The 26,616-nt window shown below is 59.5% G+C and carries 30 protein-coding genes; 20 read left to right on the top strand and 10 right to left on the bottom strand.

Going from position 1 to position 26,616, the window contains the following annotated elements:
* Window positions 1–23 precede the first annotated feature (23 nt).
* The 3 genes from DXT96_RS14380 to dapB all read left to right on the top strand — a co-directional run bounded on the left by DXT96_RS14380 (window position 24) and on the right by dapB (window position 2,406).
* Window positions 24–407, top strand: a complete 384-nt coding sequence (locus DXT96_RS14380; RefSeq protein ID WP_149898267.1) for a methylglyoxal synthase — start codon at window positions 24–26, stop codon at window positions 405–407.
* Window positions 408–434: 27 nt separating this feature from the next.
* On the top strand, window positions 435–1,457 hold the full coding sequence (locus DXT96_RS14385; protein WP_149898266.1) for a glucokinase: 1,023 nt from the start codon (window positions 435–437) through the stop codon (window positions 1,455–1,457).
* Between the two features lie 121 nt (window positions 1,458–1,578).
* Window positions 1,579–2,406 (top strand): 4-hydroxy-tetrahydrodipicolinate reductase, encoded by an 828-nt coding sequence (dapB, locus tag DXT96_RS14390; RefSeq protein WP_153515370.1) that lies wholly within the window; start codon window positions 1,579–1,581, stop codon window positions 2,404–2,406.
* 9 nt (window positions 2,407–2,415) lie between these two features.
* On the opposite strand, the gene phnF is transcribed toward dapB, so the two are convergent.
* Entirely contained in the window at window positions 2,416–3,153 is a 738-nt protein-coding gene (phnF, locus tag DXT96_RS14395; RefSeq protein ID WP_153515290.1) for a phosphonate metabolism transcriptional regulator PhnF, read from the bottom strand.
* Window positions 3,154–3,235: 82 nt separating this feature from the next.
* On the opposite strand from phnF, the gene phnG reads away from it, so the two are divergent.
* From phnG to DXT96_RS14475, 16 genes are all read left to right on the top strand, one after another.
* Window positions 3,236–3,697, top strand: a complete 462-nt coding sequence (gene phnG / locus DXT96_RS14400) for a phosphonate C-P lyase system protein PhnG (protein WP_153515291.1) — start codon at window positions 3,236–3,238, stop codon at window positions 3,695–3,697.
* Window positions 3,697–4,305 carry a phosphonate C-P lyase system protein PhnH gene (phnH, locus tag DXT96_RS14405; protein WP_174374071.1) on the top strand — a complete coding sequence of 203 codons (609 nt, stop codon included), beginning with the start codon at window positions 3,697–3,699 and terminating at the stop codon, window positions 4,303–4,305. Before phnG ends, phnH begins: the two co-directional genes overlap by 1 nt.
* A 1-nt stretch (window position 4,306) precedes the next feature.
* Window positions 4,307–5,416: a carbon-phosphorus lyase complex subunit PhnI gene (locus DXT96_RS14410; protein ID WP_153515292.1), complete on the top strand. Its 1,110-nt coding sequence runs from the start codon at window positions 4,307–4,309 to the stop codon at window positions 5,414–5,416.
* 133 nt (window positions 5,417–5,549) lie between these two features.
* The gene (locus tag DXT96_RS14415; RefSeq protein ID WP_153515293.1) at window positions 5,550–6,452 is read left to right on the top strand and encodes an alpha-D-ribose 1-methylphosphonate 5-phosphate C-P-lyase PhnJ; all 903 of its coding nucleotides are present in this window, start codon (window positions 5,550–5,552) and stop codon (window positions 6,450–6,452) included.
* Window positions 6,449–7,225: a phosphonate C-P lyase system protein PhnK gene (gene phnK / locus DXT96_RS14420; protein WP_003524419.1), complete on the top strand. Its 777-nt coding sequence runs from the start codon at window positions 6,449–6,451 to the stop codon at window positions 7,223–7,225. The genes DXT96_RS14415 and phnK overlap by 4 nt, the downstream gene beginning before the upstream one ends.
* Window positions 7,226–7,229: 4 nt before the next feature.
* Window positions 7,230–7,937, top strand: a complete 708-nt coding sequence (gene phnL / locus DXT96_RS14425; RefSeq protein ID WP_149898259.1) for a phosphonate C-P lyase system protein PhnL — start codon at window positions 7,230–7,232, stop codon at window positions 7,935–7,937.
* Window positions 7,934–8,551, top strand: coding sequence for a DapH/DapD/GlmU-related protein (locus DXT96_RS14430; protein WP_153515294.1), 618 nt, complete (start codon window positions 7,934–7,936; stop codon window positions 8,549–8,551). The genes phnL and DXT96_RS14430 overlap by 4 nt, the downstream gene beginning before the upstream one ends.
* Before the next feature lie 226 nt (window positions 8,552–8,777).
* Window positions 8,778–9,638, top strand: a complete 861-nt coding sequence (phnC, locus tag DXT96_RS14435; protein ID WP_153515295.1) for a phosphonate ABC transporter ATP-binding protein — start codon at window positions 8,778–8,780, stop codon at window positions 9,636–9,638.
* 85 nt (window positions 9,639–9,723) lie between these two features.
* A complete protein-coding gene (gene phnD / locus DXT96_RS14440) occupies window positions 9,724–10,629 on the top strand; it encodes a phosphonate ABC transporter substrate-binding protein (RefSeq protein ID WP_153515296.1) in 906 nt (301 codons plus the stop codon).
* A gap of 70 nt (window positions 10,630–10,699) precedes the next feature.
* Complete coding sequence (phnE, locus tag DXT96_RS14445; RefSeq protein WP_149898255.1) at window positions 10,700–11,686, top strand: phosphonate ABC transporter, permease protein PhnE; 987 nt, start codon at window positions 10,700–10,702, stop codon at window positions 11,684–11,686.
* Window positions 11,686–13,035: a phosphonate ABC transporter, permease protein PhnE gene (gene phnE, locus DXT96_RS14450; protein WP_153515297.1), complete on the top strand. Its 1,350-nt coding sequence runs from the start codon at window positions 11,686–11,688 to the stop codon at window positions 13,033–13,035. Before phnE (DXT96_RS14445) ends, phnE (DXT96_RS14450) begins: the two co-directional genes overlap by 1 nt.
* A 287-nt stretch (window positions 13,036–13,322) precedes the next feature.
* The gene (locus tag DXT96_RS14455; RefSeq protein WP_371418866.1) at window positions 13,323–14,021 is read left to right on the top strand and encodes a DUF1045 domain-containing protein; all 699 of its coding nucleotides are present in this window, start codon (window positions 13,323–13,325) and stop codon (window positions 14,019–14,021) included.
* Complete coding sequence (locus tag DXT96_RS14460) at window positions 14,018–15,154, top strand: alpha-D-ribose 1-methylphosphonate 5-triphosphate diphosphatase (RefSeq protein WP_149898252.1); 1,137 nt, start codon at window positions 14,018–14,020, stop codon at window positions 15,152–15,154. Before DXT96_RS14455 ends, DXT96_RS14460 begins: the two co-directional genes overlap by 4 nt.
* Complete coding sequence (phnN, locus tag DXT96_RS14465) at window positions 15,151–15,750, top strand: phosphonate metabolism protein/1,5-bisphosphokinase (PRPP-forming) PhnN (protein WP_194287643.1); 600 nt, start codon at window positions 15,151–15,153, stop codon at window positions 15,748–15,750. Before DXT96_RS14460 ends, phnN begins: the two co-directional genes overlap by 4 nt.
* 84 nt (window positions 15,751–15,834) lie before the next feature.
* Window positions 15,835–16,875, top strand: a complete 1,041-nt coding sequence (locus tag DXT96_RS14470) for an AraC family transcriptional regulator (protein ID WP_153515298.1) — start codon at window positions 15,835–15,837, stop codon at window positions 16,873–16,875.
* 468 nt (window positions 16,876–17,343) lie between these two features.
* Window positions 17,344–17,589 (top strand): LuxR C-terminal-related transcriptional regulator, encoded by a 246-nt coding sequence (locus DXT96_RS14475; protein WP_046799167.1) that lies wholly within the window; start codon window positions 17,344–17,346, stop codon window positions 17,587–17,589.
* A 221-nt stretch (window positions 17,590–17,810) separates the two neighbouring features.
* Here the strand turns inward: DXT96_RS14475 and DXT96_RS14480 are convergent, their stop codons facing one another.
* The 8 genes from DXT96_RS14480 to DXT96_RS14515 all read right to left on the bottom strand — a co-directional run bounded on the left by DXT96_RS14480 (window position 17,811) and on the right by DXT96_RS14515 (window position 25,143).
* Window positions 17,811–18,800: an Ldh family oxidoreductase gene (locus DXT96_RS14480; RefSeq protein ID WP_153515299.1), complete on the bottom strand. Its 990-nt coding sequence runs from the start codon at window positions 18,798–18,800 to the stop codon at window positions 17,811–17,813.
* Window positions 18,801–18,929: 129 nt separating this feature from the next.
* Window positions 18,930–19,856: a TonB family protein gene (locus DXT96_RS14485; protein WP_149898249.1), complete on the bottom strand. Its 927-nt coding sequence runs from the start codon at window positions 19,854–19,856 to the stop codon at window positions 18,930–18,932.
* On the bottom strand, window positions 19,853–20,338 hold the full coding sequence (gene exbD / locus DXT96_RS14490) for a TonB system transport protein ExbD (RefSeq protein WP_149898248.1): 486 nt from the start codon (window positions 20,336–20,338) through the stop codon (window positions 19,853–19,855). The genes DXT96_RS14485 and exbD overlap by 4 nt, the downstream gene beginning before the upstream one ends.
* A 6-nt stretch (window positions 20,339–20,344) precedes the next feature.
* Window positions 20,345–21,538: a tonB-system energizer ExbB gene (gene exbB, locus DXT96_RS14495; protein WP_194287644.1), complete on the bottom strand. Its 1,194-nt coding sequence runs from the start codon at window positions 21,536–21,538 to the stop codon at window positions 20,345–20,347.
* Between the two features lie 193 nt (window positions 21,539–21,731).
* A complete protein-coding gene (gene hutC / locus DXT96_RS14500) occupies window positions 21,732–22,469 on the bottom strand; it encodes a histidine utilization repressor (protein WP_149898247.1) in 738 nt (245 codons plus the stop codon).
* 35 nt (window positions 22,470–22,504) lie between these two features.
* Complete coding sequence (locus tag DXT96_RS14505; RefSeq protein ID WP_149898246.1) at window positions 22,505–23,290, bottom strand: ABC transporter ATP-binding protein; 786 nt, start codon at window positions 23,288–23,290, stop codon at window positions 22,505–22,507.
* The gene (locus DXT96_RS14510) at window positions 23,290–24,063 is read right to left on the bottom strand and encodes an ABC transporter permease (protein ID WP_149898245.1); all 774 of its coding nucleotides are present in this window, start codon (window positions 24,061–24,063) and stop codon (window positions 23,290–23,292) included. Before DXT96_RS14510 ends, DXT96_RS14505 begins: the two co-directional genes overlap by 1 nt.
* Before the next feature lie 138 nt (window positions 24,064–24,201).
* On the bottom strand, window positions 24,202–25,143 hold the full coding sequence (locus tag DXT96_RS14515) for an ABC transporter substrate-binding protein (protein WP_153515300.1): 942 nt from the start codon (window positions 25,141–25,143) through the stop codon (window positions 24,202–24,204).
* Between the two features lie 201 nt (window positions 25,144–25,344).
* On the opposite strand from DXT96_RS14515, the gene DXT96_RS14520 reads away from it, so the two are divergent.
* Window positions 25,345–26,055: a YoaK family protein gene (locus tag DXT96_RS14520; protein WP_153515301.1), complete on the top strand. Its 711-nt coding sequence runs from the start codon at window positions 25,345–25,347 to the stop codon at window positions 26,053–26,055.
* A gap of 12 nt (window positions 26,056–26,067) precedes the next feature.
* Here the strand turns inward: DXT96_RS14520 and DXT96_RS14525 are convergent, their stop codons facing one another.
* A complete protein-coding gene (locus DXT96_RS14525) occupies window positions 26,068–26,586 on the bottom strand; it encodes a hypothetical protein (protein ID WP_046799158.1) in 519 nt (172 codons plus the stop codon).
* Window positions 26,587–26,616: the final 30 nt, after the last annotated feature.

Consider the following 26,616-nt stretch of genomic DNA (forward strand, 5'->3'; position numbering starts at 1 on the left):
CTTTACGGGGACGGGCTGGGACCATGGAAGGGCAACGCTGTATCGCGCTCATCGCTCACGACGAGAAAAAAGACGATATGGCGGATTTCGCCCGTCAGCATCAAAAAGCGCTCTCCAGTTTCAAGATCGTCGCCACCGGCACGACCGGCGGCCGCGTCCAGGAAGCCTGTCCGGGGCTCGACGTCATTCGCCTCAAGAGCGGCCCGCTTGGCGGCGACCAGCAGATCGGCGCGATGATCGCGACCGGCGCGGTAGACATGCTGATCTTCTTCACCGACCCGCTCACGGCAATGCCGCATGATGTGGATGTGAAGGCGCTGACCCGGCTGGCCACGGTCTATGACATTCCCATGGCGCTCAACCGCGCCACCGCAGAAAACCTGATCGACTTCAATTCCGCCGACTGACCCGCACCCACCAATATGGAACAGGCAATGCCGAAGACGTCCGATACCGAATATCTGTCCTTCCCGATCCTTCTTGGCGACATCGGCGGCACCAATGCCCGCTTTTCCATTCTGATCGATTCCTTTGCGGAACCCGTGCACCTCACCACCGTGAAGACAGCGGAATATCCGACGATCGACGACGCCATCCAGCAGGCGGTTCTGGACAAGACCTCGCTTCAGCCGGTCTCGACCATTCTTGCGATTGCCGGCCCTATCGAAGGCGACGAGATTCCGCTCACCAACTGCCATTGGGTTGTCAAGCCGAAGGGCATGCTGGCTAATCTCGGCCTGAAGGATGTTATCGTCATCAATGATTTCGAAGCACAGGCTCTGGCGATTGCAGCGCTTGACGACGACAACCGCGAACCTATCGGCGCCGGCAAGAAAGACATGCTGGCGTCGCGCGTCGTTCTTGGGCCGGGCACGGGCCTCGGGGTCGCCGGTCTGGTTTACGCCCGCCATATGTGGTTCCCGGTGCCCGGAGAAGGCGGCCATATCGATGTCGGCCCAAGAAGTGCACGTGACTATGCGGTTTTCCCGCATATCGAAACCATCGAGGGCCGCGTCGCCGGCGAACAGATCCTGTGCGGACGCGGACTGGTCAATCTTTACCGCGCCGTCTGCAAGACCGATGGCATCGAACCCGTTTTTTCCGATCCAGCCGACATCACCTCGCAGGGGCTTTCGGGCCAGAATCCGCAGGCAAAAGAAACGCTTTCGCTTTTCAGCACCTATCTCGGCCGTGTGGCTGGCGATCTCGCGCTGATCTTCATGGCCAAGGGCGGCGTTTATCTCGCCGGCGGCATTTCGCAGAAGATCATCCCGGCGCTGAAGAGCCCGGAATTCCGGGCCGCCTTTGAAGACAAGGCGCCACACAGCGCGCTGATGCGGACCATTCCGACCTTCGTCGTCACCCATCCACAGGCAGCGCTTTCCGGTCTTGCCACCTATGCGAGAACACCTGCCGATTTCGGCCTGGCGCTGGATGGTCGGCGCTGGAGAGCCTGATCGGCCCTTCCCATGTGATGCTTGCGAAGCGGGCGGGCGGTCTTTAACGTCGCCGCTGCAAACATCAAACGTCCGATACCGGCGGGTTTCGATCCGTCCGACATGAAAAGTGAGTGAAAACATGGGCAGCAGCGGCATGAAACTGGTGGTGGTCGGCGCGGCGGGCCGCATGGGACAGGCACTGATCCGCCTCATTCACCAGACACCCGGCGTGATGCTGCATGCCGCCGTCGCACGCGAGGGCTCCGCCTTTGTCGGCCGCGATGCCGGCGAGATTGCCGGTCTCGGCCCGATCGGCATCGAAATCACCAGCGATCCGTTGCAGGCCTTCCTGCATGCCGAAGGGGTGATCGATTTCACCTCACCGGCAACCAGCGTCACCTTTGCCGGTCTCGCCGCGCAGGCCCGCATCGTGCATGTCATCGGCACCACCGGCTGCTCGCCGGAAGATGAGGACAAATTCAAGGCGGCGGCGCGCCATGCACGCATCGTCAAGTCAGGCAATATGAGCCTCGGCGTCAACCTGCTCAGCGTTTTGACGCAGCAGGCGGCGCAGGCGCTGGATGCGCAAAACTGGGATATCGAGATCCTGGAAATGCACCACAAGCACAAGGTAGACGCGCCTTCCGGGACCGCGCTTTTGCTGGGCGAAGCGGCAGCCGCCGGCCGCAAGGTCGATCTCACCACCTCTTCCGTGCGCGTGCGCGACGGACATACGGGTGCGCGGGAGACCGGCACCATCGGTTTCGCCACGCTGCGCGGCGGCTCGGTGATCGGTGAACATTCGGTGATCTTCGCCGGCGAGGGCGAACGCGTCGAGCTGTCCCACTATGCCGGAGACCGCTCCATTTTCGCGCGCGGTGCGATTACGGCGGCCGTCTGGGCTTTAGACAAGAAGCCGGGCTTCTATTCCATGCTGGATGTGCTCGGCCTTTCACAGGCGGAGTAAGCCCGTACCCTAATTTTCGACCGTGAATTCGACGGTATCGGCCGAAAATCGGCTGACGGCATATTGCACCGGCACGCCATCCATATCGGCATTCAGCGCCTGAGTGACAAGCAGGATCGCGCCCGGCGACAGCTCGAGATCGGCCAGATCCTGCGTATCGGCGTGGCTGGCTGAAATGACGGTCGAGATGCGCACGTAGTCTGCCACGCCGAGCGCCTTGAAAGCAGCCGTGATCGAGCCGCTTTTCTGATAGGCATCGCCTATTCCGGCAAAACGATCCGCCGGAAACCACGTGGTTGAACGGGACACCGGCCGGGTGTCGGCCTTGCGCAGGGTCTCCAGACGCACGAGCGGTGCACCGGCGGGTAATTGCAACCGCGTTGCGAGATCGGCGGTGGCCGGCTCGGTCGTGTGGGAAAGAAGCAGCGCCTCCATTTCCTTCACCTGATCGCCGATGCCTGCCGTGAACCGCGTCCGCAGCGAAATCGGAAAACTCAGCCGTTCCTTGCGAGCGATCATCGTGCCACGCCCTTGCCTCGGCTCAAGGATGCCTTCACTCGCCAATGCGGCAATGGCGCTTCTGACGGTGTGGCGGTTGACGCCGAATTTTTCGGCCAGCGTCATTTCAGGCGGCAACATGCCGGTTTCATCGTGATCGCCCGCTGCAATCTCGCCTCTGATCCGGTCGGCGATTTGCCGCCAGAGCGCTACGCCGTTCTTTCTTTTCATTGCTGCTGCAGAGCTCATGTCACACGCTTGTCATTCATCGACGTTAATTGTAACTTATATTGTATAGTTGTCTATATCAATAGACATTAGAGGTCAAGCGATGAATAACGAAGCTGCGAATATACAGACGGAAAGGAAGCGGGTGGCGGCACTTCTTGCCCGCGCTACCGTTCAGGAACTTGAGGCGGTCTGGAACCGGCAGGACGCCAGCCCGCAAACGGAAAATATGCGCGGACCGGAAACCGGCCTCGTCATGGTCAAGGGCCGTATCGGCGGCGGCGGCGCGCCTTTCAACCTGGGTGAAACCACTGTTACCCGCGCGACGATCAAGCTTGCTTCCGGCACTGTCGGCCATGCGCATGTTCTCGGTACCGGCCGCAAGAAGGCCTGGTACGCGGCCGTTTTCGACGCGCTCTGGCAGGAAAACCCCACCCGCGACTTCATCGAAGCCGAGCTTCTCTCGCCGGTCGAAAAAAGACTGGCCGAAGAAAAGCAGCGGAAAACAAAAGAGACCGCCGCCACGCGGGTCGATTTCTTCACCATGGTTCGAGGAGAAGATTGATGGGTGTCAAAGCCGAAGCATTGACGGGCGGCTTTTCCGACGCCGTCTTCGATTCCCAACGGGTTTTTAAAAAGCTGATGGACGGCATGGCCCGTCCGGGCACACCGCAGACGATCGAAACCGCAGTCGCCCCGCCGGCGCCGCTTGCCACTGCAACGGGTGCGGTTCTGCTGGCGCTTTGCGACCACGACACGCCGGTCTGGCTGAGCAGCACGCTGCGAAAAACTGCCGTGCCGGGTTGGGTTGGGTTTCACACCGGCGCGATTGCGACGGAAGAAAAGGGTGCTGCGCAGTTCGCCGTGATCGAGGCGGGCAGCACCATCGCCTCCTTCGGCCTCTTCGCTCAGGGAAGCCAGGAATATCCCGACCGTTCGACGACGGTCATCATCGAATTGCCCGATCTTGATGGCGGACAGGAGTTGTCACTGTCCGGCCCCGGCATCCGCCACATCAATATCATCAGCCCTTCCGGCCTGCCGGAGATATTTCCGAGGCTCTGGGCGGAGAACAACGCCATTTTCCCGCGCGGCGTTGATGTCATTTTGACCTGCGCCGACAAATTCGTCTGCCTGCCGCGCACGACGCGCATTAAATCCGTGGAGGCATAAGATGTATGTTGCTGTCAAAGGCGGCGAAACCGCCATCGCCAACGCCCACCGACTTCTGGCCGACAAAAGGCGCGGAGACCGTGGCCTGCCCACCATGACCGTGGCGCAGATCGTTTCGCAGCTTTCACTCGCGGTCGACCGCGTCATGGCGGAAGCCTCGCTTTACGACCAGTCGCTTGCAGCCCTTGCCGTCAAGCAGGCGCGCGGTGACATGATCGAGGCCATCTTCCTGCTGCGCGCCTATCGCACCACGTTGCCGCGGTTCGGCTATTCGCTGCCGGTCAATACGGCTGACATGACGGTGCAGCGACGCGTTTCCGCGACCTACAAGGATTTGCCGGGCGGGCAATTGCTGGGGCCGACCTTCGATTATACCCATCGTCTGCTCGATCCCTCGCTCCTCGAGGACGAGGTTGTCGAAACCGCTGCCATTCGTGAAGGCGAACCGGATTATGTCATGCGGGTTTCCGACATTCTGGCGGAAGAAGGGCTGATCGAAAGCGATGGCGATATGCCTGACGATCATGTTGCCGGCGATCTGACGCGCGAGCCGATGGAGTTTCCGATGCCACGCGACCTGCGCCTGCAATCGCTGGCGCGCGGTGACGAGGGCTTTCTTCTCGCACTCGCCTATTCGACGCAACGCGGTTACGGCCGCACGCATCCCTTCGTCGGTGAAATCCGCATCGGTGATGTTGAAGTGGAGCTGGATGTTCCCGAACTCGGCTTTGCCGTCTCGCTTGGCGATATCAAGGTCACCGAATGCCAGATGGTCAACCAGTTCAAGGGTTCTGCCAAGGCGCCACCGCAATTCACCCGCGGTTACGGGCTGGTGTTCGGCCAGAGCGAACGCAAGGCGATGGCCATGTCGCTGGTGGATCGCGCGCTTCGCGCCGGTGAATTCGGCGAAGATGTCGTCGCCCCGGCGCAGGATGAGGAATTCGTCATCTCACATGCAGACAATGTGCAGGCGACGGGTTTCGTCGAACATCTGAAGCTGCCGCATTATGTGGATTTTCAGGCCGAACTCGGTCTGGTCAGGAAGATGCGCGCCGATTTCGAGGCGATCAATACTGATGGCGCGGAATGGATGGGCGATGCAGCCGAATAGCTCAGCGGCTGTGCTGCTCCCCAAACCAGTAAGCGCAAAAGACGGTCGATGCTGCAAACACAGCAAAAAACACGGCTGCAAGAATTCCAATCTCCATGAGCTTGTACTCCTTTTTTCGCAAGGTTAACGCGCAATGCTTAAAGAAGTTTCATTTGACGACGGGCTGGCTGCCTACAACTTCGCCTATCTGGACGAACAGACCAAGCGGATGATCCGCCGGGTGATCCTGAAGGCCATTGCCATTCCCGGTTATCAGGTTCCCTTCGCTTCCCGTGAAATGCCCATGCCCTATGGCTGGGGCACCGGCGGCGTGCAAGTGACGGCCTCCATCCTCGGTCCCAATGATGTCCTGAAGGTCATCGATCAGGGAGCCGACGACACCACCAATGCGGTGTCCATTCGTGCCTTTTTCCAGAAGGTGGCGAATGTTGCCGTCACCACCCGCACCGGGGACGCGACCATCATCCAGACGCGGCACCGCATTCCCGAAGAAGAGCTGCATTCGGGACAGGTTCTGGTCTATCAGGTTCCCATCCCCGAACCGTTACGCTTCCTCGAGCCGCGCGAGACCGAAACCCGCGTCATGCATGCGCTGGAGGAATACGGCCTGATGCACGTCAAGCTTTACGAGGACATCGCCCGCAACGGCCGCATCTCCACCACCTATGCCTATCCGGTAAAGGTTGCCGGGCGTTATGTAATGGACCCCTCGCCGACGCCGAAATTCGACAATCCGAAAATGAATATGTCGGACGCCCTGCAACTGTTCGGCGCAGGACGCGAAAAACGCATTTACGCCGTACCGCCCTATACTGACGTCGTGAGCCTCGATTTCGAGGACCATCCGTTTGAAATCCAGCGCTTCGACAAGCCCTGCGCGCTGTGTGGCGGCGAGAACGTCTATCTGGACGAGGTGGTGCTTGATGACAAGGGCGGACGAATGTTCGTCTGCTCCGATACCGACCATTGCGAGGACCGCCGCGCCCATGGCCACAAGGGCCACCTGCTTGCGGATGTGAAGGAGGCCGCAGAATGAGCGACGCACCGCTTTTGAAAGTCCGGGACGTTTCCAAATATTACGGCGACCGCGCCGGTTGCCGCAACGTTTCCTTTGAACTCTACCCGGGCGAGGTTCTGGCCATTGTCGGTGAATCCGGTTCGGGCAAGACCACCCTCCTCAACTGCATTTCCACCCGGCTGATGCCAACGGCGGGCAGCGTGGAATATCGCATGCGCGACGGCTCGGTGCGTGATCTCTACCACATGGGCGAGGCCGAACGGCGTTTCCTGATGCGGACCGACTGGGGTTTCGTGCACCAGAATCCGGCGGACGGGTTGCGTATGGCGGTGTCGGCCGGCGCCAATGTCGGCGAACGGCTGATGGCTGTGGGCAACCGGCACTACGGTAACATTCGCCAATCGGCCAGCGAGTGGCTGGAACGGGTGGAAATCGGCACCGACCGTATCGACGATCAGCCGCGCGCCTTTTCCGGCGGCATGCGCCAGCGCCTGCAGATCGCCCGCAATCTTGTCACCTCACCGCGCCTCGTCTTCATGGACGAACCGACAGGCGGCCTCGATGTCTCCGTGCAGGCGCGCCTGCTCGATCTGGTGCGCGGTCTCGTCAACGATCTCGGCCTTGCCGTCGTCGTCGTCACCCATGATCTGGCGGTGGCACGACTGCTGTCTCACCGCATGATGGTGATGAAGGGCGGCGACGTCATTGAGCATGGTCTCACCGACCGGGTGCTGGACGATCCGCGCGAGCCCTACACGCAATTGCTTGTTTCCTCCATTTTGCAGGTTTGACGCCATGGCGACGCCCCTTATCGTTTCGGAAGTTTTCAAAAGCTTCACCATGCATCTGCGCGACGGCATCGAGTTGCCGGTCGTGCGCGATGTCAATTTCTCCGTTTCCGGCGGCGAATGCGTCGTGCTCGGCGGCCCTTCGGGTATCGGCAAAAGCTCGATCCTGAAAATGCTCTATGGCAACTACGCCATCGACAGCGGGCAGATTCTCATCCGCCACCAGGATCAAGTCGTTGATATCGGCAATGCCTCGCCGCGCACGATCCTCGAAATTCGCCATCGCACCATCGGTTATGTCAGCCAGTTCCTGCGCACCGTGCCGCGTGTTCCGGCAATCGACGTCGTCGCCGAACCGCTCTTCGCGCGCAAGGTTGCCGCCGAGGAGGCGCGCGAGCAGGCGGCCATGCTGCTGTCGAAACTCAACCTGCCGCGCGAACTGTGGTCCCTGCCGCCGGCGACCTTTTCGGGCGGCGAGCAGCAGCGCGTCAACATTGCGCGCGGCTTCATCACCGATCATGCGATCCTGCTTCTCGATGAGCCAACGGCATCGCTGGATGCCGCCAACCGGCGGGTGGTCGTTGACATGATCATCGAGAAAAAAGCGAAAGGCACGGCGTTGCTGGGTATCTTCCACGACGAGGAAGTGCGGGAAGCCGTTGCCGACCGCATTCTCGACGTCTCGCAATTCTCTCCCCGGAAGGCAGCGGCATGAGTGTCAAGGTCGGTCTCGAACCTGTCATTCACGACACCGCCCGTGTCACCAATTCCTCGATCGGCCGCTATACCGAGGTTTCGGAGCGCTGCCGCCTTGAGGAGGTCGAGATGGGCGATTACTCCTATGTCATGCAGGACGGCGCGATCTGGTGCGCCACCATCGGCAAATTCGTCAATATCGCCGCCTCCGTCCGCATCAACGCCACCAATCACCCGATGCAGCGGGCGACGTTGCACCATTTCACCTACCGCGCCCGCAGCTACTGGGACGACGCCGAGGATGAAACGGACTTCTTCGCTGCCCGCCGCGCCAAGCGCGTGGTGATCGGCCACGACGTGTGGATCGGCCATGGCGCAACCATCCTGCCCGGTGTGACGGTTGGAAACGGTGCGGTAATCGGGGCTGGCGCGGTCGTATCGAAAGATGTCGCGCCCTATACCATCGTCGGTGGCGTGCCCGCCCGGCTGATCCGTGAGCGTTTTCCGGCGGAGCTTGGCCGGCGCATGGACGATCTGAATTGGTGGAATTGGGACCATGCCAGACTGCGCGGCGCACTCGATGATTTCCGCGCGCTCACCGCCGAGGATTTCGTGGCGAAATACGGTGGATGAACTCCGCTCATACCGAAGCGATTGCAAATCCCGGGGCCACGTCCCGGGATTTCTGTTTGTCGGCTCCAGATATGCCCGGCTGATGACATGCCTGACGAAAGGTTTGTCGGCGAACCCCAGGATGTCGTATCTGCGAATTCTGTAATATTTTCTTCATTAAACTGACACTCACAGTTCATGGACCGCTGTTAGGTCGAACCCCGTCATAAGAAGATTGGACGGGGAAATGAGCTTTCACCTGAAGCAAGTCACGCGCCGTTTCGGCAACCACACTGCGGTCGATGCCGTGAATGTCGAGATACCGCAGGGGCAGATGGTCGGCGTGATCGGACGCTCGGGCGCCGGCAAATCGACGCTGCTGCGCATGATCAACCGCCTCGTCGATCCCTCCTCGGGTTCCATCCATTTCAACGACATGGAAGTTTCGTCGTTGAAGGGTGCGGCGCTGCGCAACTGGCAGCGCGACTGCGCCATGATCTTCCAGCAGTTCAATCTGGTGCCGCGCCTTGACGTGCTCACCAATGTCATGCTCGGCCGTCTCAACCACCGTTCGACGGCGCTCAGCCTGTTTAATATCTTCACCAATGATGAGCGTCTGATGGCGATCGCTGCCCTTGAGCGGCTCGGCATCGAACATGTGGCCATGCAGGCTGCGGGCACGCTTTCCGGTGGCCAGCAGCAGCGCGTGGCCATCGCTCGCGCCCTGATGCAGTCTCCGAAGATGGTTCTGGCCGACGAGCCAATCGCCTCGCTCGATCCCCTCAATGCCAAGATTGTGATGGACGCGCTGCGCGACATCAACGAGCGCGAAGGCATCACCGTCATCACCAATCTGCACACGCTGGATACGGCGCGCAATTATTGCGAACGCATCATCGGTATGTCGCAGGGCCGCGTCGTCTTCGACGGAACGCCGGCGGAGCTGACCGCTGCGGCCGTCACGGAGATTTACGGAACCGATTCTCAAGGCTCCGGCATTGACGAGACCATGACCTCGACCAGCATCAACATTCCCGGCGCGCAGCTTCCCGCACGTCCGGTGCATCAATCTGCCGGTCCCGAACCGCTCGCTCTCGCCGGGCTCTGAGGAACCGCTCAGCATCGTTTGTGCCCGCGTCAAGGGCCGGTACTTCACAACAAACTCCGGCTCGCCGGGAAACAGGAGAAAGTCCATGTTGAAGAAAATCCTTCTTTCGGCAGTCGCCCTTGGCGTTCTGGCCGGTTCCGCCATGGCTCAGGACGTCAAGGTCCTGCGTATCGGTCTCGACGGTTCGGAAAACGAAGCCGACCAGATCCGCAACACGAAGTGCGTTGCCGATGGCCTCAAGGCTGCGACCGGCGTTTCCGAAGTTCAGGTTTTCCCGTCGCCGGACTATAACGGCGTCATCCAGGGTCTGCTCGGCGGCACCATTGACATCGCCTCCATGGGCGCTTCCTCCTACGCCAAGATCGCTCTCGCCGATCCGAAGGCCGTTGACCCGATCCTGACGACGGCTGGCGCTGACGGTTCGACCGGTTATTACACGATCATGGTTGCCCGCAAAGACAGCGGCATCAAGACGCTGGCAGACGCCAAGGGCAAGAAGATCGGCTTTGCCGATCCTGACTCCACCTCTGGCTTCCTCGTCCCGAACGTGGCTATCCCGAAGGAAACCGGCACTCCGGTGAAGGAATACTTCTCCGAAACCGGCTTCGGTGGCGGTCATGAAAACCTCGTTCTCGCCGTTCTCGACAAGAAGTTCGACGTTGGCACGACCTTCGGTTCGGGCGTCGGCAAGTGGGAAGAAGGCTACACGGCCGGCAACCTCTACCAGATGGTCAAGAAGGGCAACCTCGACATGGACGATATCGTCGAAGTCTGGAAGTCGCCGCTGATCCCGAACGGCCCGCTCATGGTCACCAACAAGCTCGGCGACACCATGAAGCAGAAGGTGGAAGACTTCTTCATGGAACTGCCGAAGAAAGACCTCGCCTGCTTCCAGGGTTTCACCCAGGGCAAGAACACTGCTTACATCAAGGTCGACCCGTCCTTCTACCAGACGATCATCGACGCCCGTAAGTCCGTTATCGGCGGCTGATCCTGCGATCATACTCGGAAGCGGCGGTGCCTTGCGGCGCCGCCGCTTTTGCCAATAAAGGAAAAGCGGCATGGCGACCACACTGCATCATGGCACCCCATCGACCAAGGGATTGAGCGCATCGTCCCAAACGGTCATGCGTCATTATCAACAGCAGCTTGCGACAAGGCGGATTTATACCGTCATTTCGCTCGTGATCTTCCTCGTCATCCTCGCCGCTTCACTGAATTTCGCCAACGCGGCCAATTCAGGCAAGTTTTTCGAGCGCCTGCCCTATTTCTTCGACTTTATGAAAACCTTCGTGCCGGACAGTCCGCTTGAAATCTTCCGGGCGATGTTCGACCTGCCGTCGCCCTATGCGAATGGTTCGCTGAAATATAACTACGTCGCGGATCGTGTTTACGTCACCGACAGCTTTTACATCCCGCACTTCATCTATCAGTTGATCATCACGCTCAATATCGCGCTGGTCTCGACAATCATCGGCACCAGCTTTGCCTTCGTGCTCTGCTTCTTCGCCTCGACCAATCTCGTCGGTGCGGGGATCGTGCGCTGGGTCGTTCGCCGGGTCATGGAAGTCCTGCGCGCCTTTCCGGAAATCGTCGTCGCCGGGCTGCTGACCGCCATTCTCTCGATCGGCCCAATTGCCGCGATCATCGCGATTTCAGTCCACACGATCGGCGCTCTGGGGAAGCTGTTCTTCGAAGTGGTGGAAAATGCCGACATGAAGCCGGATGAAGGCCTTCGCGCATCCGGCGCCAACTGGCTGGAGCGCGTTCGCTTCGCCATCGTGCCGCAGGTTCTGCCCAATTTCGTCTCCTACGCGCTGCTGCGCGCCGAAATCAACGTGCGCGCCTCCACCATCATCGGTGCGGTCGGCGGCGGCGGCATCGGCGAGGTGTTCCGGCTGTCGATCGGCAACGATCACGCCTCCAAGACCTATGCCATCATCATCCTGCTGCTGATCACCATCATCGCCGTCGACCAGTTTTCCAGCTGGCTGCGCCGCAGACTGATCGGCCATCAATCCTTCGAATTCGGACGGGGAGCGGCCTGATGTCCTCCAGCTTCATTCTCAACACTGCCGAGCGCGAAAGGCTGACGGCCGCGCATCCCGCGATTTTCAAACGCGGCTTCATGCAGCGTTACGGTCTGCTGGTCGGTATTCTCGCTGCCGTCATTTATCTCATCAGCTGCTTTTTCTTCTTCAACGTCGGGCCGGCTTTCATGCAAGGCCGCTGGGATCGTGCCTCAAGCTATATTCAGGACTGGTATTCCTGGCGTGCCCAGCCGCGCCTGCGCTTCGAAGATGGCAAAGTAGCGCCGCAATGGTCGAGCCGCGGGCAATATCCGGTCGACTCAAAGATCGACTGGCTGCAGCCTCTTCCGGATGGCGGCTACAGCGTGGTTTATGCGGGCATGGAAAACCGCCTCGACGTGACGCCGACCCGGGTGGATGTCTATGTCGACGGCAAGAACTATCCCGTCATCATCAATGGCGAGCAGGCGCGGGCGCCTGAGGAACTGCCGGCAGAAATCCAGCAGGACGGCAACAAGGTTCTCGTCCATTATGGTTTTGCCGGACAGGCGGAAATCCGCACCAGTCAGGTCTATGTACAGCGCCGTTTCCTCGGATGGGCAAACTTCCTGTTCGACACCAAGTCGGAATTCTGGGGCAAAGGATATGGCGAACTCGCGGCTCTGGCGCTGTGGGGAGAAAGGCTCGATCCCGAGCGCTCCAATATCAGCCATATGGGCGATGATTTCCTCGATAACAGCGTCTGGCAGCATGCGGATATTCTTTCCAAGCTGATGCAGACGCTGGTCATGGCTTTTGTGGGTACGCTGTTCGGCACGCTCGTTGCCCTACCGCTCGCCTTCATCGCCGCCCGCAATATCACTGCCAACAGGGCCGCCAACTGGGGCATGAAACGCCTGTTCGACTTCCTGCGTTCGATCGACATGCTGATCTGGGCGCTGTTCTTCACCCGCAGCTTCGGTCCCGGACCGATCCCCGGCATTGCCGCGATCTTCTTCACCGATACCGGAGCGCTCGGCAAGGTCTATGCCGAGGCGCTGGAGAATGTCGATGACAAGCAGCGCGAGGGCGTCAAATCGGTCGGTGCATCCCCGATTGCCGTCAATCGTTTCGGCGTGCTTCCGCAGGTGCTGCCGGTCTTCATTTCCCAGTCGCTCTATTTCTGGGAAAGCAACACCCGCTCCGCCACGATCATCGGTGCGGTGGGTGCGGGCGGTATCGGCCTGAAGCTGCTGGAAGCGATGGGTACCAATGCCGACTGGGACAAGGTTGCCTATATGGTTTTGCTCATCCTCTTCGTCGTTTTCCTGTTCGACCATATCTCCAATTCGCTGCGTTCGCGCCTGATCGGAAAAACGCAACACTAGGCCATTAAAAGGGGCGGGATTGTATGCGAAGGCCGTAACGGCTTTCCTTTCCCCGCCCCATAAAACCACCCGCCCAAAGACGGTTTTTTGTCCCTGACGCATTCACCCCGAGGTCCGGGCGCCCCAAAGGTGCGTGCGGGGGCTTAACCGCATTTCGAATGTGCTTTTTTCCATCTGCATCATCATTCTGTCACGGAAAGCGATTACCTCGCACTCCTGACCTTGCGGGAAGCGGGCGAGTCACGCCAAATAGCTTCTCATCCCATGGTTTTCCATGACACTGAAGAGTGCTTGCCGTGCGCTACGCCATCTATTTTTCTCCGGCTAAAGATCATCCGCTGACTGAAGCAGCGTCGCGCTGGCTTGGGCGCAATGCATTTTCCGGTACGCTGCATGATGACCATGACGCCTATGCGGAAACGACGGAAGAACCCCGCCGTTACGGTTTCCACGCAACCCTGAAAGCCCCTTTCGAGCTTGCCGAAAAATACAGCGAGGCCGAGCTTCTCGCCGCTGTCGAAGGTTTTGCCGCAAGCCAGTCGGCCTTCGATATTCCGCGTGTCGTCGTTGGCGCTCTCGGGCCGTTTTTCGCGCTGATTCCAGACCGGACCTACCAGCCGCTGCAGGATTTTGCCGCCGAGATCGTCGACCATTTCGACCGGTTTCGCGCGCCTCTTTCCGAGACCGATATTGCCCGCCGGCGGCCACAAATGCTGACGGAAAGCCAGCGGCAGAATCTGTCGCTCTGGGGTTATCCGCATGTCATGGACGACTTCCGTTTTCACATGACGCTGACCGGCCGTATCGACGAGGGCGACCAGCCCGCCATGCATGAGGTGCTTTCGGCGCGTTTTGCCGAATTCGTCGATCAGCCTCTCACCATTTCCGGCCTCGCTTTGTTCATTGAAGAAACGCGCGGCGCGCCCTTTACCGTTCACCGCTGGCACCCGCTTGGCCAGCAGCCAAAGAAAGATGCGACCCCATGACCGAGCACGCCCTGTCCAATGCCCGTATCGTTTTAGAAGACGATATTATTCTGGGATCCGTTCTGATCCGTGACGGCAAGATTGCTGATATCAGCGAAGGCGCCTCCAAAACCGGAGAAGATCTCGAAGGCGATTTTCTGATCCCGGGTCTGGTGGAACTGCATACCGACCATCTGGAACAGCACTACTCACCGCGCCCCGGCGTGATCTGGGATAAGATCGCCGCCATTCAGGCCCATGATGCACAGGTTGCGTCATCAGGCATCACCACCGTGTTCGATTGCCTGCGGCTCGGCTCGGACGAGGATGGCGGTTTCAAAAAGGGCGAGATGCGGGAAATGGCTGATGCCATCGAGGCGGCGGCGGATCAGAACCGCCTGCGCGCCGATCACCTGCTGCATCTGCGCTGTGAGGTCGCTTCCGCCGATGTGCTGGAACATTTCGAAGACTTCGAAACCGATCCGCGCGTGCGGCTGATTTCGCTGATGGATCACTCCCCGGGTCAGCGCCAGTTCCAGTCGATGGACCAATATATCTTCTATTATCAGAAGAAACGCGGATTGAGCGACGAGGCTTTTGCCGAGTTCGTGCGCCGGCGGCAGGCCGCATCGGCTGAATATTCCGCCAAGCACCGTGATTATCTGGCCGCCAGCTGCGCCAAGCGCGGCATCACCGTCGCAAGCCATGACGACGCCACCGAAGCACATGTGGGCGAAGCCATCGGCCACGGCGTGAAACTGGCGGAATTCCCCACCAGCGTCGAGGCTGCAAAAGCCTCGCACAGCGCCGGCATGAGTGTCTTGATGGGCGCTCCGAACATCGTTCGCGGCAAGTCCCACTCCGGCAACATCGCCGCCCGCGATCTCGCCGAAATCGGTGTGCTGGATGTTCTTTCTTCCGATTACGTGCCGTTCAGCCTGCTTTTCGCACCGTTCCTGCTCGCTGATCAGGTGGAAGCCATCACCCTGCCGGAAGCGCTCCGTATGGTCACTGTGACGCCAGCTCGGACGGTTGGTCTTCTTGATCGCGGCCGTATCGCGACGGGATTGCGGGCCGATCTGGTTCGGGTTCACCGCGAAGATGGCGTGCCCGTCACCCGCTCGGTCTGGCGTCAGGGCAAGCGCGTGGCATGACCGGCAACGGAGAAGACAGCCGGCGCGAGAAAACGCCTGGCACGATGATCGTGGTTGTCGGCCCGAGCGGGGCCGGCAAGGATACGCTGATGGACTATGCGGCAACGCAATTGTCCGGGCGGCGCGGCTTCCACTTCACCCGCCGGGTCATTACCCGCAGCGGTGATGCGGGCGGCGAAAATCACGATGCCGTTTCGATGCAGGAGTTCAACCGGCTGCAGGAAGAGGGCGCATTCGCCGTCTCCTGGCAGGCGCATGGGCTGAAATATGGCATTCCGGCTGCGGTCTATCACCAGCTTGAGGCGGGAGACGTGGTCATCGCCAACGGCTCCCGCTCGGCCTTGCCTGAGTTCAGCTCCGCCTTTTCCCGCCTCAGGGTGGTGAACATCGTCGCCCGACCGGAGGTGCTGGCGCGGCGGCTGGAACAGCGCGGTCGGGAAAGCCGCGAGGATATTCTGCGGCGCCTGGAACGCAGCTCGCTTACCGTCGTCGGAGACTTTGACGTGACGACGGTCGATAATAGCGGCGCGATCGAAGATGCGGGCAAGACCATCATGCGGGTGCTGGAACAAAGCGCCGGCCCCGACCGATCTTAAAATCGGCTTGGACTGCTCGACAAATGGCCGCGCAAAGCTTACCATCAAGCGACAATTTCCAAACATGGTACGCCAAGGCGAGGGATGCCCGAAAAGAGGGTCAGTGACGAGATAACTGTGGTGGCTGGTCTGGCCGCCGGCGTTAGCAACTATGCGCGGTCGCGGGGCATCGATATCGTCCCCATCTGTAAGGCTCTCGATATTGATCCCGCCACTTTCGACAGTCTGACGGAACGCATCAGCCTCGACAGATTATGCCGATTGCTCGAAACCTGCGCCTTGATTTCCGGTGACGATGCCTTTGGTCTGCAATGCGCCTCCGCCTTTCCGGCCGGCGCATCCGGCGCATTTGGTTACGGCCTGATCAGCGCGCCGACGGTGCGGGCTTTCCTGCGGTTTCTTCAGGACCACGTTTATTACGCGACCAACAACAGCAATTTCACCATGGTTGCGGATACCGCGCATGTAACGCTTTCCTGGTCCTTTGCGCCTGTTATCGCCAAGCGTGATCAATATGTGGATCTATCCCTGACAGTTCTGATCCAGCGCCTTCGCGATATTCTGGGTGAGCGCATCAATCAGGTCGAAATCGGTCTGGAGCGGCAGAAACCGAATAATATTCAGATATTTAAAGAAAGAATGACCAAGCGAATCAGCTTCTCCCAGGCGATCCACACGATGCGTCTTCCTGTATCGCTCCTCGACGTGGCCAATCCAAACGCAGATGAGCGGCTGTTCGAACTGATGAACCTGCAATGCCGGATGCTGCGACCGGAAACATCAGCGGATGCAACACATTTCATCGATCAGGTAAAACGGTATATGCAGATGCGGCTGTCGGATGCGGAGCTTTCGCTTGGCGAAATCGCACCCTACTTCAATCTTTCCGAACGGAGTTTTCAGCGGCGGCTTGCCGAACTTGGCACCAATCTCAACGAGATAAAAGACGCCATACGCAAAAATGCCGGCTTCAAGTTGCTGGTGGAAAGCGACCTTTCGGTTTCCGACATAAGCTATCGACTGGGCTATTCGACGCCCGGTGCGTTTTCGCGTTCCGTTTCGCGCTGGTTTGGGGCAACGCCGACGGATATTCGCAAAAAACATGCGCATCATTCCGCCGGATAGTACAGATTTCCAGCACCAATATTTCGAAATTACACATTAAAATTCAGAATTATGTCGGCTTCGTCCGGCTCCTGTGCCGAAACATAACACTAAAAACGTAAAACTTGGCGCGAGATGTTATTCTATCGGCGCAGTATATCGCCTATTAGAGCGCCGCGTGGCCCTTCGGGTGTGACGGAAAACATTCCAAAGCTTTGAATCTGCACATTGTTCTGACCCAGAACCGAGCCCGGTTTTGCAAATATCAGTGTGGCAGCGTTCCCCATGCCCAGGAACAACGTCGAGGCGGGGCCGGCTGGCTGCGAAAGTAGCCGTTATTGCATATTCCTGATGCCAGATGAAACCTATTGGCGAAACTGACGTTTCCGTTCGCGTGCAGACAGAACGTTCGCGGGCGGCCCTCAGGGAACGAAATTATTACCTGATCGCACCGCCGGGAAGGTCAATCTCTTTTGAGGCAGAAAGAACATGTCTTTAAAAACGCCGCATGAACATCGCCAGACGCGCGAGATCGCCCTGTCGGACCGGGAACGGCACTATCTGGGACTGGTGGCGCGGGGTAAACATCCCTCCCACATCGCCCTTGTGACCGGTGCGACCGAGGCAGAGGTGAAGGACGCGCTGGAAGTGGTGCGTAACCGGCTGGGTGCCACCAATCTGCTGAATGCCGTCAGCATTGCGCTGCTGCGTGGCCTGATCGAGCAGGATATCTAAGTTTTTCGCTCCAGAGGCTTATGTGGAAACGTCCCCTTCCCGTAAGCCGAAACCGGATGAGCGGCTTTCTGCGTCAAAATCCCCTCATTTCGATGGCGGGATGGCGGACCAAAAGCGGACCGGAAATGATTTCCGGTCCATATCGACGCAAATGCAAAGCGGCCATAAACGGTTTGCCCGGCGGATCATCAGGTCCGCCGGGTTTTTCATTTTACAACTGTTTAAAGCGACTGGATTTCAGCGAGAATATCGCTTTCGACGACGATGCCGCTTTCCAGCGCCTGCCGGCGAACGCCCTGGCTACGGCGGCCGGGCAAACGCACATTCTCCTGCTTTTCTATCTCGCCGGCGATGAGCGCCAGTCGTTCAGTAAAGACTGCACCACCCGAGGATACCGGGTCCATGGCGATAATCGTGTGGCCAAGCGACGGTGGCGCACCCTTGTCATCCAGAAGGGAAGATGCTTCGAACGCGAAATTTCCGCCGGTCAGCGCGGCAGCCATGATTTCCACCATCAGCGCCAGTGCGGCACCTTTTGCCTCGCCTGCGGGCACCATGGTTCCCTCGATGGCTTCTTCAGGATCGGTGGTTGGCCGGCCGTTCCTGTCAAGCGCCCAGTCTCCCGGAATAGTCTCGCCCTTCTGTCGGGCCGCCATGATCTTTCCGCGCGCGACCTTGGAAAGCGCCAGATCGATCACCAGAGGATCGGCGTCGCCAACCGGGGTAGCGAATGCGATCGGATTGGTGCCATAGAGGGGTTTGTTGCCACCCCACGGAGCCATGGATGCTGGTGCATTGGCGAACATCAGCGCGACAAGACCCATCTCGGCAAAACGTTCGACAGTTAATGCCATGACGCCGGCGTGATGGGAACGATGGATGGCGGCAAGTGCAATGCCCTGCTGCCGGGCCATTTCAGGCAACTGCTCCAGCGCGCAATCAATCGCCGGATAGGCATAGCCGTGGTTGGCGTCGATGGACACGACACCCGGCTTCACGCGTGTCACCACCGGCCGCGCCTTGCCATCAACTTTTCCCACCCGCGCCTGGCGGACATAAACGGGGATACGGCGAAAACCGTGACCGCTCTGGCCGGCAGCTTCGGATGCGACGAGCGCCTTCGCGACCGAGCGGGCGTTCTGCGGCAGAACGCCGTTGCGCTCAAAGATTGAGGATACGAGATCCTCCGCCTCTGCGATTGAGAATTTCATTCCGGAATGCCTCTGCTTGGTAATGTCGACAAGACCTACACCATCGAAAACATTCGCGAAATCTTATTCACGCGCAAACGGATCGGCGCGTGAGGAATAGTGGACATGTCCATTTGATTTAAGCGGGTTCTAGCGGATGCTGATTGGCAGCGTGATCGTCTTGCTTGCGTCCGGAGGCGGAGCAGGCACGGGTGACGCGCTCTGGATCCAGGCCGCAATCTGCTGGTCGATTGAGGAATCGCCGGTAGACTGGACCACGCTGACCCCGCTGATCGCGCCTGCATCATTGACCCTGAACCGCACCGTTGCCGTCATTGCATCACTGCGAAGCGAACGTGGCTTGCGCCGCTGGATATGTGAGCGAACCTTCGATCCCCACTTCGCCGGTGAGGCGGAAGACGAAGAAAAGAAACCGGCATTGTTCCGTGATGCCGCCGTCCTGTCGGACTGCTGCGCCTCGGCCTTCGCCGTTTCACGCAATTCCGAGGCCTGCTGCGGTTTGGGGCGCTGGCGCTCGACCTTCTTTTTCTCTTCCGGTTCTTTCTTTTCGACCTTCTTTTCAACGGGCGGCGGTGGCGGCCGAATGACAGGCAAGGGAACCTCGATATTTTCGAGTTCCGCCATCATCTGTTCCTGCACGGGGTCGATCTGCTCCACCGGTTCAGGAATTTCCTGCGGCTCGACAATCTCCTCAACCGGCGGTTCCGGCGGCTGCACGGGTTCCGGCGGCGGCGTTTCCGCAACCGGCTCCGGTGGCGGCGGCTCCTCCGGGGTAGGTTCCTCCATCGGCTGGCTGTTGTCGCTTTTTACCTCTTCGGCGTCCTCGACATCCTGCGCCGGCGTCGTTTCTTCGGTGTTGACGGCTTCCGGTATCGCCGCCATTTCGATCATGATCGCGGCTGGCGGCGGCCCGCCGGCATCGAGTTCTTCCGGTTCCTGCATCAGATAATAGGCAAAACCGGCATGAACGCTCAGCATGAGCAGCGCCGCGGCGGACCACAGCGTCACTTCCCCCAGACGGGAATGTCGGGACTGCGGGTAGCCGTTTTCAGTCATGGCGCGGTTCCTGGCGCCGTCGGCGCGGCAGGTTGGGCGGCATTGGCGGGCGACGACGCCGCACCGACATTTTCCAGACCCACCAGGGCGATCTTCAGGTAACCGGCATCCCTGAGCAGGTTCATGATTTCCATGAAGTGACCGTAGTCAACGGCCTTGTCGGCGCGCAGGAAAATGCGCGTATCCTTCTTGCCGCCCGTCTGCCTGTCGATTGCGGCCGCCAGTGCTTCCCGGGCAACGACATCATTGCCGAGGTTGAGCGAGAGATCGTCCTTGACCGTCAGATAAAGCGGTTCTTCCGGACGCTCCGCCGGCTTGGCGGTGGATGCGGGGAGATCGACATTCACATCCACCGTGGCCAACGGCGCAGCCACCATGAAGATGATGAGCAGAACCAGCATCACGTCGATGAAGGGCGTAACGTTGATCTCGTGGTTTTCGGAGAGATCGTCTCCGCTATTTTCGCGAATACCGCCAGCCATGACCGATCACCGTCCAACCAGCGACACTGCGGGCTTGCTGGTGCTGCCCGGCGGAATGCGGCGGAAATCGAGATCGCGGCTGACGAGGCGCTCCACGCCAGCGGCGGCATCCGCCAGCAGATGACGGTAACCGGTGATGGAGCGGGCAAAGACGTTGTAGATCACCACCGCCGGAATAGCGGCGACGAGACCGATGGCGGTGGCGAGCAGCGCCTCGGCAATGCCCGGCGCCACGACGGCGAGGTTTGTGGTCTGCGATTCCGAAATGCTGATGAAGGAGTTCATGATGCCCCAGACCGTGCCGAACAGGCCGACGAAGGGAGCGGTGGAGCCGATTGTCGCCAGAGCACCGGTTCCGCGCGACATGCGGCGACCGGCATGGGTTTCAATACGCGACAGCGCCGAGGAGACACGCTCCTTGATGCCACCGCCGTCCGTGTGTTCGACCACAGCATCGGAAAGCTGCATTTCATGGGTTGCCATGCGCAGCATGAGTGCCGCCGGTCCGCCCTTGTTTTCGACGGCATCGGTCGCTTCAGTCAGGGTTTTTGCCCGGCGAATGACCTTGAGCGTTGCGCCGGCGCGCACCCGCGCACCCGCAAGCTCGATAGACTTCGCCACCCAGACCGTCCAGGTGACGAGCGACGCAAAGGCAAGGCCGATCATCACGCCCTTCACGACCCAGTCTGCAGCCATGAACATGCCCCATGGCGACAGGTTGTGCGGGATATCCGCACGATGTTCGGCACTAGTAGGTTGGGCGCTGGCGGGCTCGGGGCTGACCGGCTCTACCGGAGTGGAGACTTCGTTCGGCGCAAGTGTTCCGTTCGTCTGAGGCGGCTGCTCGGTCTGCGTCGGCTGCGGCGCAGCACCTTCAGATGCGGACTGAGCGGGTGCAGGCTGGTTCGATTGCGGCTGGGCGGGTGCGGCAGCCGGCTGTTCCGGTGCGGTTGCGGACGGCGGCGTGACAGGCTGAAGTGCCGGAGCGCTTGGCGTCGCGGGCGTTTCCACCGGCGGCTGGGCGGGCTGAACCGTTTCCGCCTGAGGTGCAGGCTGGGCCTGGGGGTCGGATGCTGTCTGAGCTAAAACCGCGCCGGCACTCAGCCCGGCCAGCAGGGTAACTGCCGCAGCAAGGGAAACGTGCCGTGTTTTGTTTGCCCTGTTGAAGGATGCGGAAGAAGTGGAGGTCTCAGCTGACATAATTTTTATCCCGGATTTCCGTCGATGAACTCATCCGCAGATTGGCCGGTTCCTGAAAGCCGGGGTCATGAACGGATGCCGTCGTGAAAGCTTGACGTTCCGATAATAAACCTGAGTTCTTTTGACAACTATTATATTGTCAAAAGACGACTCGCAAACTCTTCTTTACAAAAAAGTGACCGCTCGGGTGGCTTCAGGTGTTTTGCGAAGGCGAAAATTGCGCCACCAGGGCATGCCGGTCGCCGGGATAGGTCACCCTAACGCTCGTAACATAGTCCGTCCCGTGCCAGGTGCGGCGATCTATGACCAGACAGGCCGCACCGGATGCGATGCCCAGCGCCACCGCATTCTTGCGATCGGCGGAGACAGCACTGATGCGATGTTCGGCAGCACTCCAGGGCACCATCTTCAACAGCCAGGTGCCCGGACCGGTCTGCGAAAAATCCGCAACTTCCGCCTCCGGGACGGCAGTGACATTTATAATGCGTTCTTCAAGGCAAAAGGGAACGCCGCCGGCAAAATGCGTGCAGGTGAGTTCCAGCACACGGGCATCGGCGGCAAGCGCCATTGCCGCACCGTCTTTTTCACCCGCGGGGCGCAGACGTCGCTTGTCGAGACGGTATCCGTAAACGAGGCCGAGCGCCTGAACTTCCCGCTCGATATCATGGATTTCCAGCACGGCCGATTGCGCATGGGGCTGGCGAACGAAGGTGCCGAGGCGTCGGCGTCTTTCGATCAGGCCGCGCTGCACCAACTCACCCAACGCCTTGTTCACCGTCATGCGCGAACAGGCATATTGCCGGGTCATCTCGTGTTCGAAGGGAATACGGTATCCCGGCGGCCATTCGCCCGACATGATGTGGCGCTCGACATCGTTGCGGATGCGCTCGTGCAGTGATTTCTCCTGAAGATCGGCACCTGTACTCCTCATCCCGATGCTTCTCTCCTCCCGGTTCGCTGGATCAACTATCCATGAGCAGCGGCGGCGATCGCCTCGCTGCGAATTTCCTCCGTCAGCTTCGCGCGCAGCTGCGAAAATTCCGGGCTGGCCTTGACGGTGTAGTGACGCGGATGCGGCAGGTCGACCGTCGTGATCGACTTGATGCGGCCCGGCCTTGCGGACATGGTCACCACACGCGACGCCATGAAGACCGCTTCTTCGATGTCATGGGTGACGAAAATGACGGTCTTCTGCTCGCGCTCCCAGATGCCGAGCAGCAATTCCTGCATCAGCCCGCGCGTCTGATTGTCGAGCGCGCCGAAAGGCTCATCGAGCAGCAGGATTTTCGGGCCGTTCGCCAGGGCGCGGGCAATCGCCGTTCTCTGCTGCATGCCGCCGGACAGCTGTTTCGGCCAATGGTTCTCGAAACCGTTGAGGCCGACCTTATCGATATAACTATCAACGATCTCCCATTTCTCCTTCTCGGCCACGCCGCGTTCGCGAAGGCCGAAGGCGACGTTTTCGCGGATCGTCAGCCAGGGAAACAGCGTGTAGGACTGGAATACCATACCGCGATCCGCACCCGGTCCGGTCACCGCCCGGCCGGACAGCAGGACCTCGCCTGTCGTCGGACGATCAAGCCCGGCGATGATGCGCAGCAAAGTCGATTTTCCGCAGCCCGACGGGCCGAGAATGGTAACAAAATCGTTGCGCGGGATTTCCAGATTGGTCGGCTGCAAAGCCAGCGTCGGCTGCCCGCCCTGCACGCCCGGAAAGGTGCGGCTGACGCCCTTGATAACGAGTTCATTCATCAGGCAAGCCTCCAGGCGAAAAGCTTCCGGTTCAGCGATTTGAACGCGAAATCGGAAATGAGGCCTATAACACCGATGACGATGATGCCGAAGATGATCTGCCCGGTCGCCATCAGCGCCTGACTGTTGATGATCATATAACCGATGCCAGAGGAAGCACCGATGAGTTCGGCGACGATGACATAGGTCCAGGCCCAGCCAAGAACGAGGCGGAGAATTTCGGCAATGTCAGGCGCATTGGCGGGAATGAGGACACGGCGAACGACACCCCGGTCTTTTGCGCCGAGTGTATAGGCGGCCTCCACCAGATCACGCCGCGTGCCGGCAACCGCCACGGCCACCATCAGGATGATCTGGAAGACCGCGCCGATGAAGATCACCAGCAGTTTCTGCATTTCGCCGATACCGGCCCAGAGAATAAGCAGCGGTATGAAGGCGGACGCGGGAAGGTAGCGTGCGAAGGATACGAAGGGCTCGAGCAACGCTTCGATCGGCTTATACGCCCCCATGGCGATGCCAAGCGGCACGGCGACGAGCGATGCCAGCACAAAACCGCCAACGACACGCCAGATCGTCATGCCGATATCGCCGGCAAAGCCCTGATCGGTCAGCAGATAGATGCCGTCTTTCAGCATGGTGATGGGGTCGGCCAGAAAGGTCGGCGATACGAAGCCGCCCAGCGTGGCAAGGCCCCAGGCGGAGAAAAACAGCACGAAGAACAGAATGCCGAGGGCAATTCTCGTACTGTTCCTGATGGGTTGAAGAGGTTGCATTCTGTCGCCTGTCTGGGAGAATTGGCGCGGCAACTGCGCCGCGCCCTCAAAGCGCCTTCACGCCTTTCATGACGTAGAAGATACGTGTTTGTCATTGGCGGCAACACTCCCGGCAAGGAGCGCAGCCGCCTGGGCGCGTTACTTGATGAAGGTCGTATCCGCGAGCGTCGAAAGATCGGGCTTCGACTTGATCACGCCGATTTCCAGAAGCAGATCGGCCGATTTTTCAGAGAAGGTCTTGAATTCACCCTCGAAGAATTTTTGATTAGCAGCCTTGTCCTGCCATTCCAGGAACTTTGCCGAAGCCGCAAAGGCCTCGCCTGCCTGCTTCACATCCGCGCCCATCGTCGCATAGGATTTCTCGGGGTCTGCCTTGATGAGGTCGAGCGCCTGGAAATAGCTGTCCGCCAGTGCTTTCGCCGCCTGCGGATTATCCTTCAGGAAATCCGGCGTGCAACCGAACGTGTCCATGACGGCGGGATAATCCAGCGTCGTGGCAAGGATTTTACCCTTGTCGGGCGCGGCGCGCACGGTGGAGAGATATGGCTCATAGGTCATGGCCGCATCGTTCTGGCCGGCGACGAATGCCTGCGCGGCCGGACCCGGCTCAAGGTTGACGACCTTCACATCTTTCAATGTCATGCCGTTTTCCTTGAGGATCCAGGCAAGGAAGAAATAGGGGGACGTGCCCGGTGTGGAAGCAGCAATCGTCTTGCCCTTGAGGTCGGCGACCTTTGAGACGTCGCTGCGCACCGCGATACCATCGGCACCGTGCGATTTATCCATCTGGAAAATCTGGGTGGACTTCACGCCATTGGCGTTCCAGGCGATCCATGTTTCCACCGTGGTGGCGGCGCACTGGATATCACCTGATGCGAGAGCCAGATGGCGGCTCGCCTGCGGTATCTTCTTGATATCGACCTTCAGGCCATTCTTTTCGAAAATGCCCGCCTGCTTGGCAAGTGTCAGCGGCGCAAAACCAGTCCAGCCGGACATGCCGATGGTCACCGATGTTTCCGCATGGGCGGAAGCGGATGAGACAAGCGCTGCAATTGCGGCGATAACCCAGGTATTTTTCATGATCTGACCCCTTTTGATTTATTTTTGTGCGACATTTTTTATCGCTTTATTTGAGGCATCGTAGGCAGGGTTTTTAGATTTGTCTAGACAAAGTAGAGGCACTTGGGCGCTTGCGGAAGGATTGCAAAAAGGTCGTCCGCCATCCTACACATAGAATGATACGGAACCGCATTGGCCCGCTATTTTCCTCTCGAGCTTTCCATGACCAGACAAAGACGTCGTAACATCATCAAGGCAAGGCGCACCGGAACCGGCATTGCGCTGGTTGCCGCCATTTCCTTCATCGCCGGCATGACGGATGCGGTGGGTCTTTACGTTTCTGGAGATTTCGTTTCCTTCATGACCGGCAACACGACGCGCGCCGCAGTCTCGATGGAGTCAGGCATATACTCCCACGCCGTCAAACTGCTTTTCGCCATCGTCGCCTTCGTGGCGGGCAACGCCGGCGGCATCGTGGTGGCGCATAAATTCGACCGGCGCATCTTTGCGGTTCTTATGGCGGTGGGCGGGCTGGTGGCGATTGCGGCACTGCTGCGCGACGAGGCTTCCGGTCTCGTGCAATTTTATCTCGTCGTTTTCGCCATGGGCATGGTCAATGCCGCCGTGGAGCATATTGAAGGCCTGCCGATCGGCCTCACCTATGTGACCGGCGCCCTTTCCCGTTTTGGTCGCGGCATTGGGCGTTTTCTTCTTGGCGAACGCAGCCTCGACTGGGGCATCCAGATCGTGCCATGGCTCGGCATGATCACTGGCGCAATCTGCGGCGCCGTGTTAGGCGCCACGTTGCATTCGGATGCGCTATGGGTGGTTGCGGCTTCGGTTTTCGCCATAGCCTGCGCTACCCTCGTCATTCCGCGCTCGCTTCGCCAACGCTATAATCAGAGGGTCAAAATCCGGCGGATTGCGCCGTAAAGGCTCCCACCATTACTTTCGCGAAATGGTGACGAATTTCGTGCCGCGCACGCGCACCGTCATCAGGCAGGGCTCCTTGTCGGTGCGTTCGCAATAACGCGGATGCATTTTCAGCACGAAGACCATGTTGCCGAAACGCTTGATGAAATCGTAGCCGTAAATCCGGGCCGTGGCGATCATCAGATAGCCGCCCTCTTTTACCTGGACGTAGAAATTGTAGGGGCATCCCTCGTCGTCACAGGCGCGGCCTTTTTCGCCGTCGCAATCCAGAACTCCGTGATTGACGACGGCATCCATCAAGCCGTCATTATTGATATCCAGCCGTGTGACGAAATCATCGCCGAAGGCAGCCACCTTGCACTCCTTGCGGAAATGGTCCTTTTCATAAATCTCGGGATCGTTCACCAGCTGCTGCTGTGCTGCCAGCGCCACCGGAAACATCAGGAGCACCAGTGTCTGAAGAGCGACAACGATAGCGATTCGCACGGCATTTTCCTTTGCATCCGTTTCGGTTATGGATGTTGCGATCATCCGGGCGGCCAGCCTAGAGTTTAGTGCTTG

Source organism: Agrobacterium sp. ICMP 6402 (assembly GCF_009498615.1).
GTDB lineage: Bacteria > Pseudomonadota > Alphaproteobacteria > Rhizobiales > Rhizobiaceae > Agrobacterium > Agrobacterium burrii.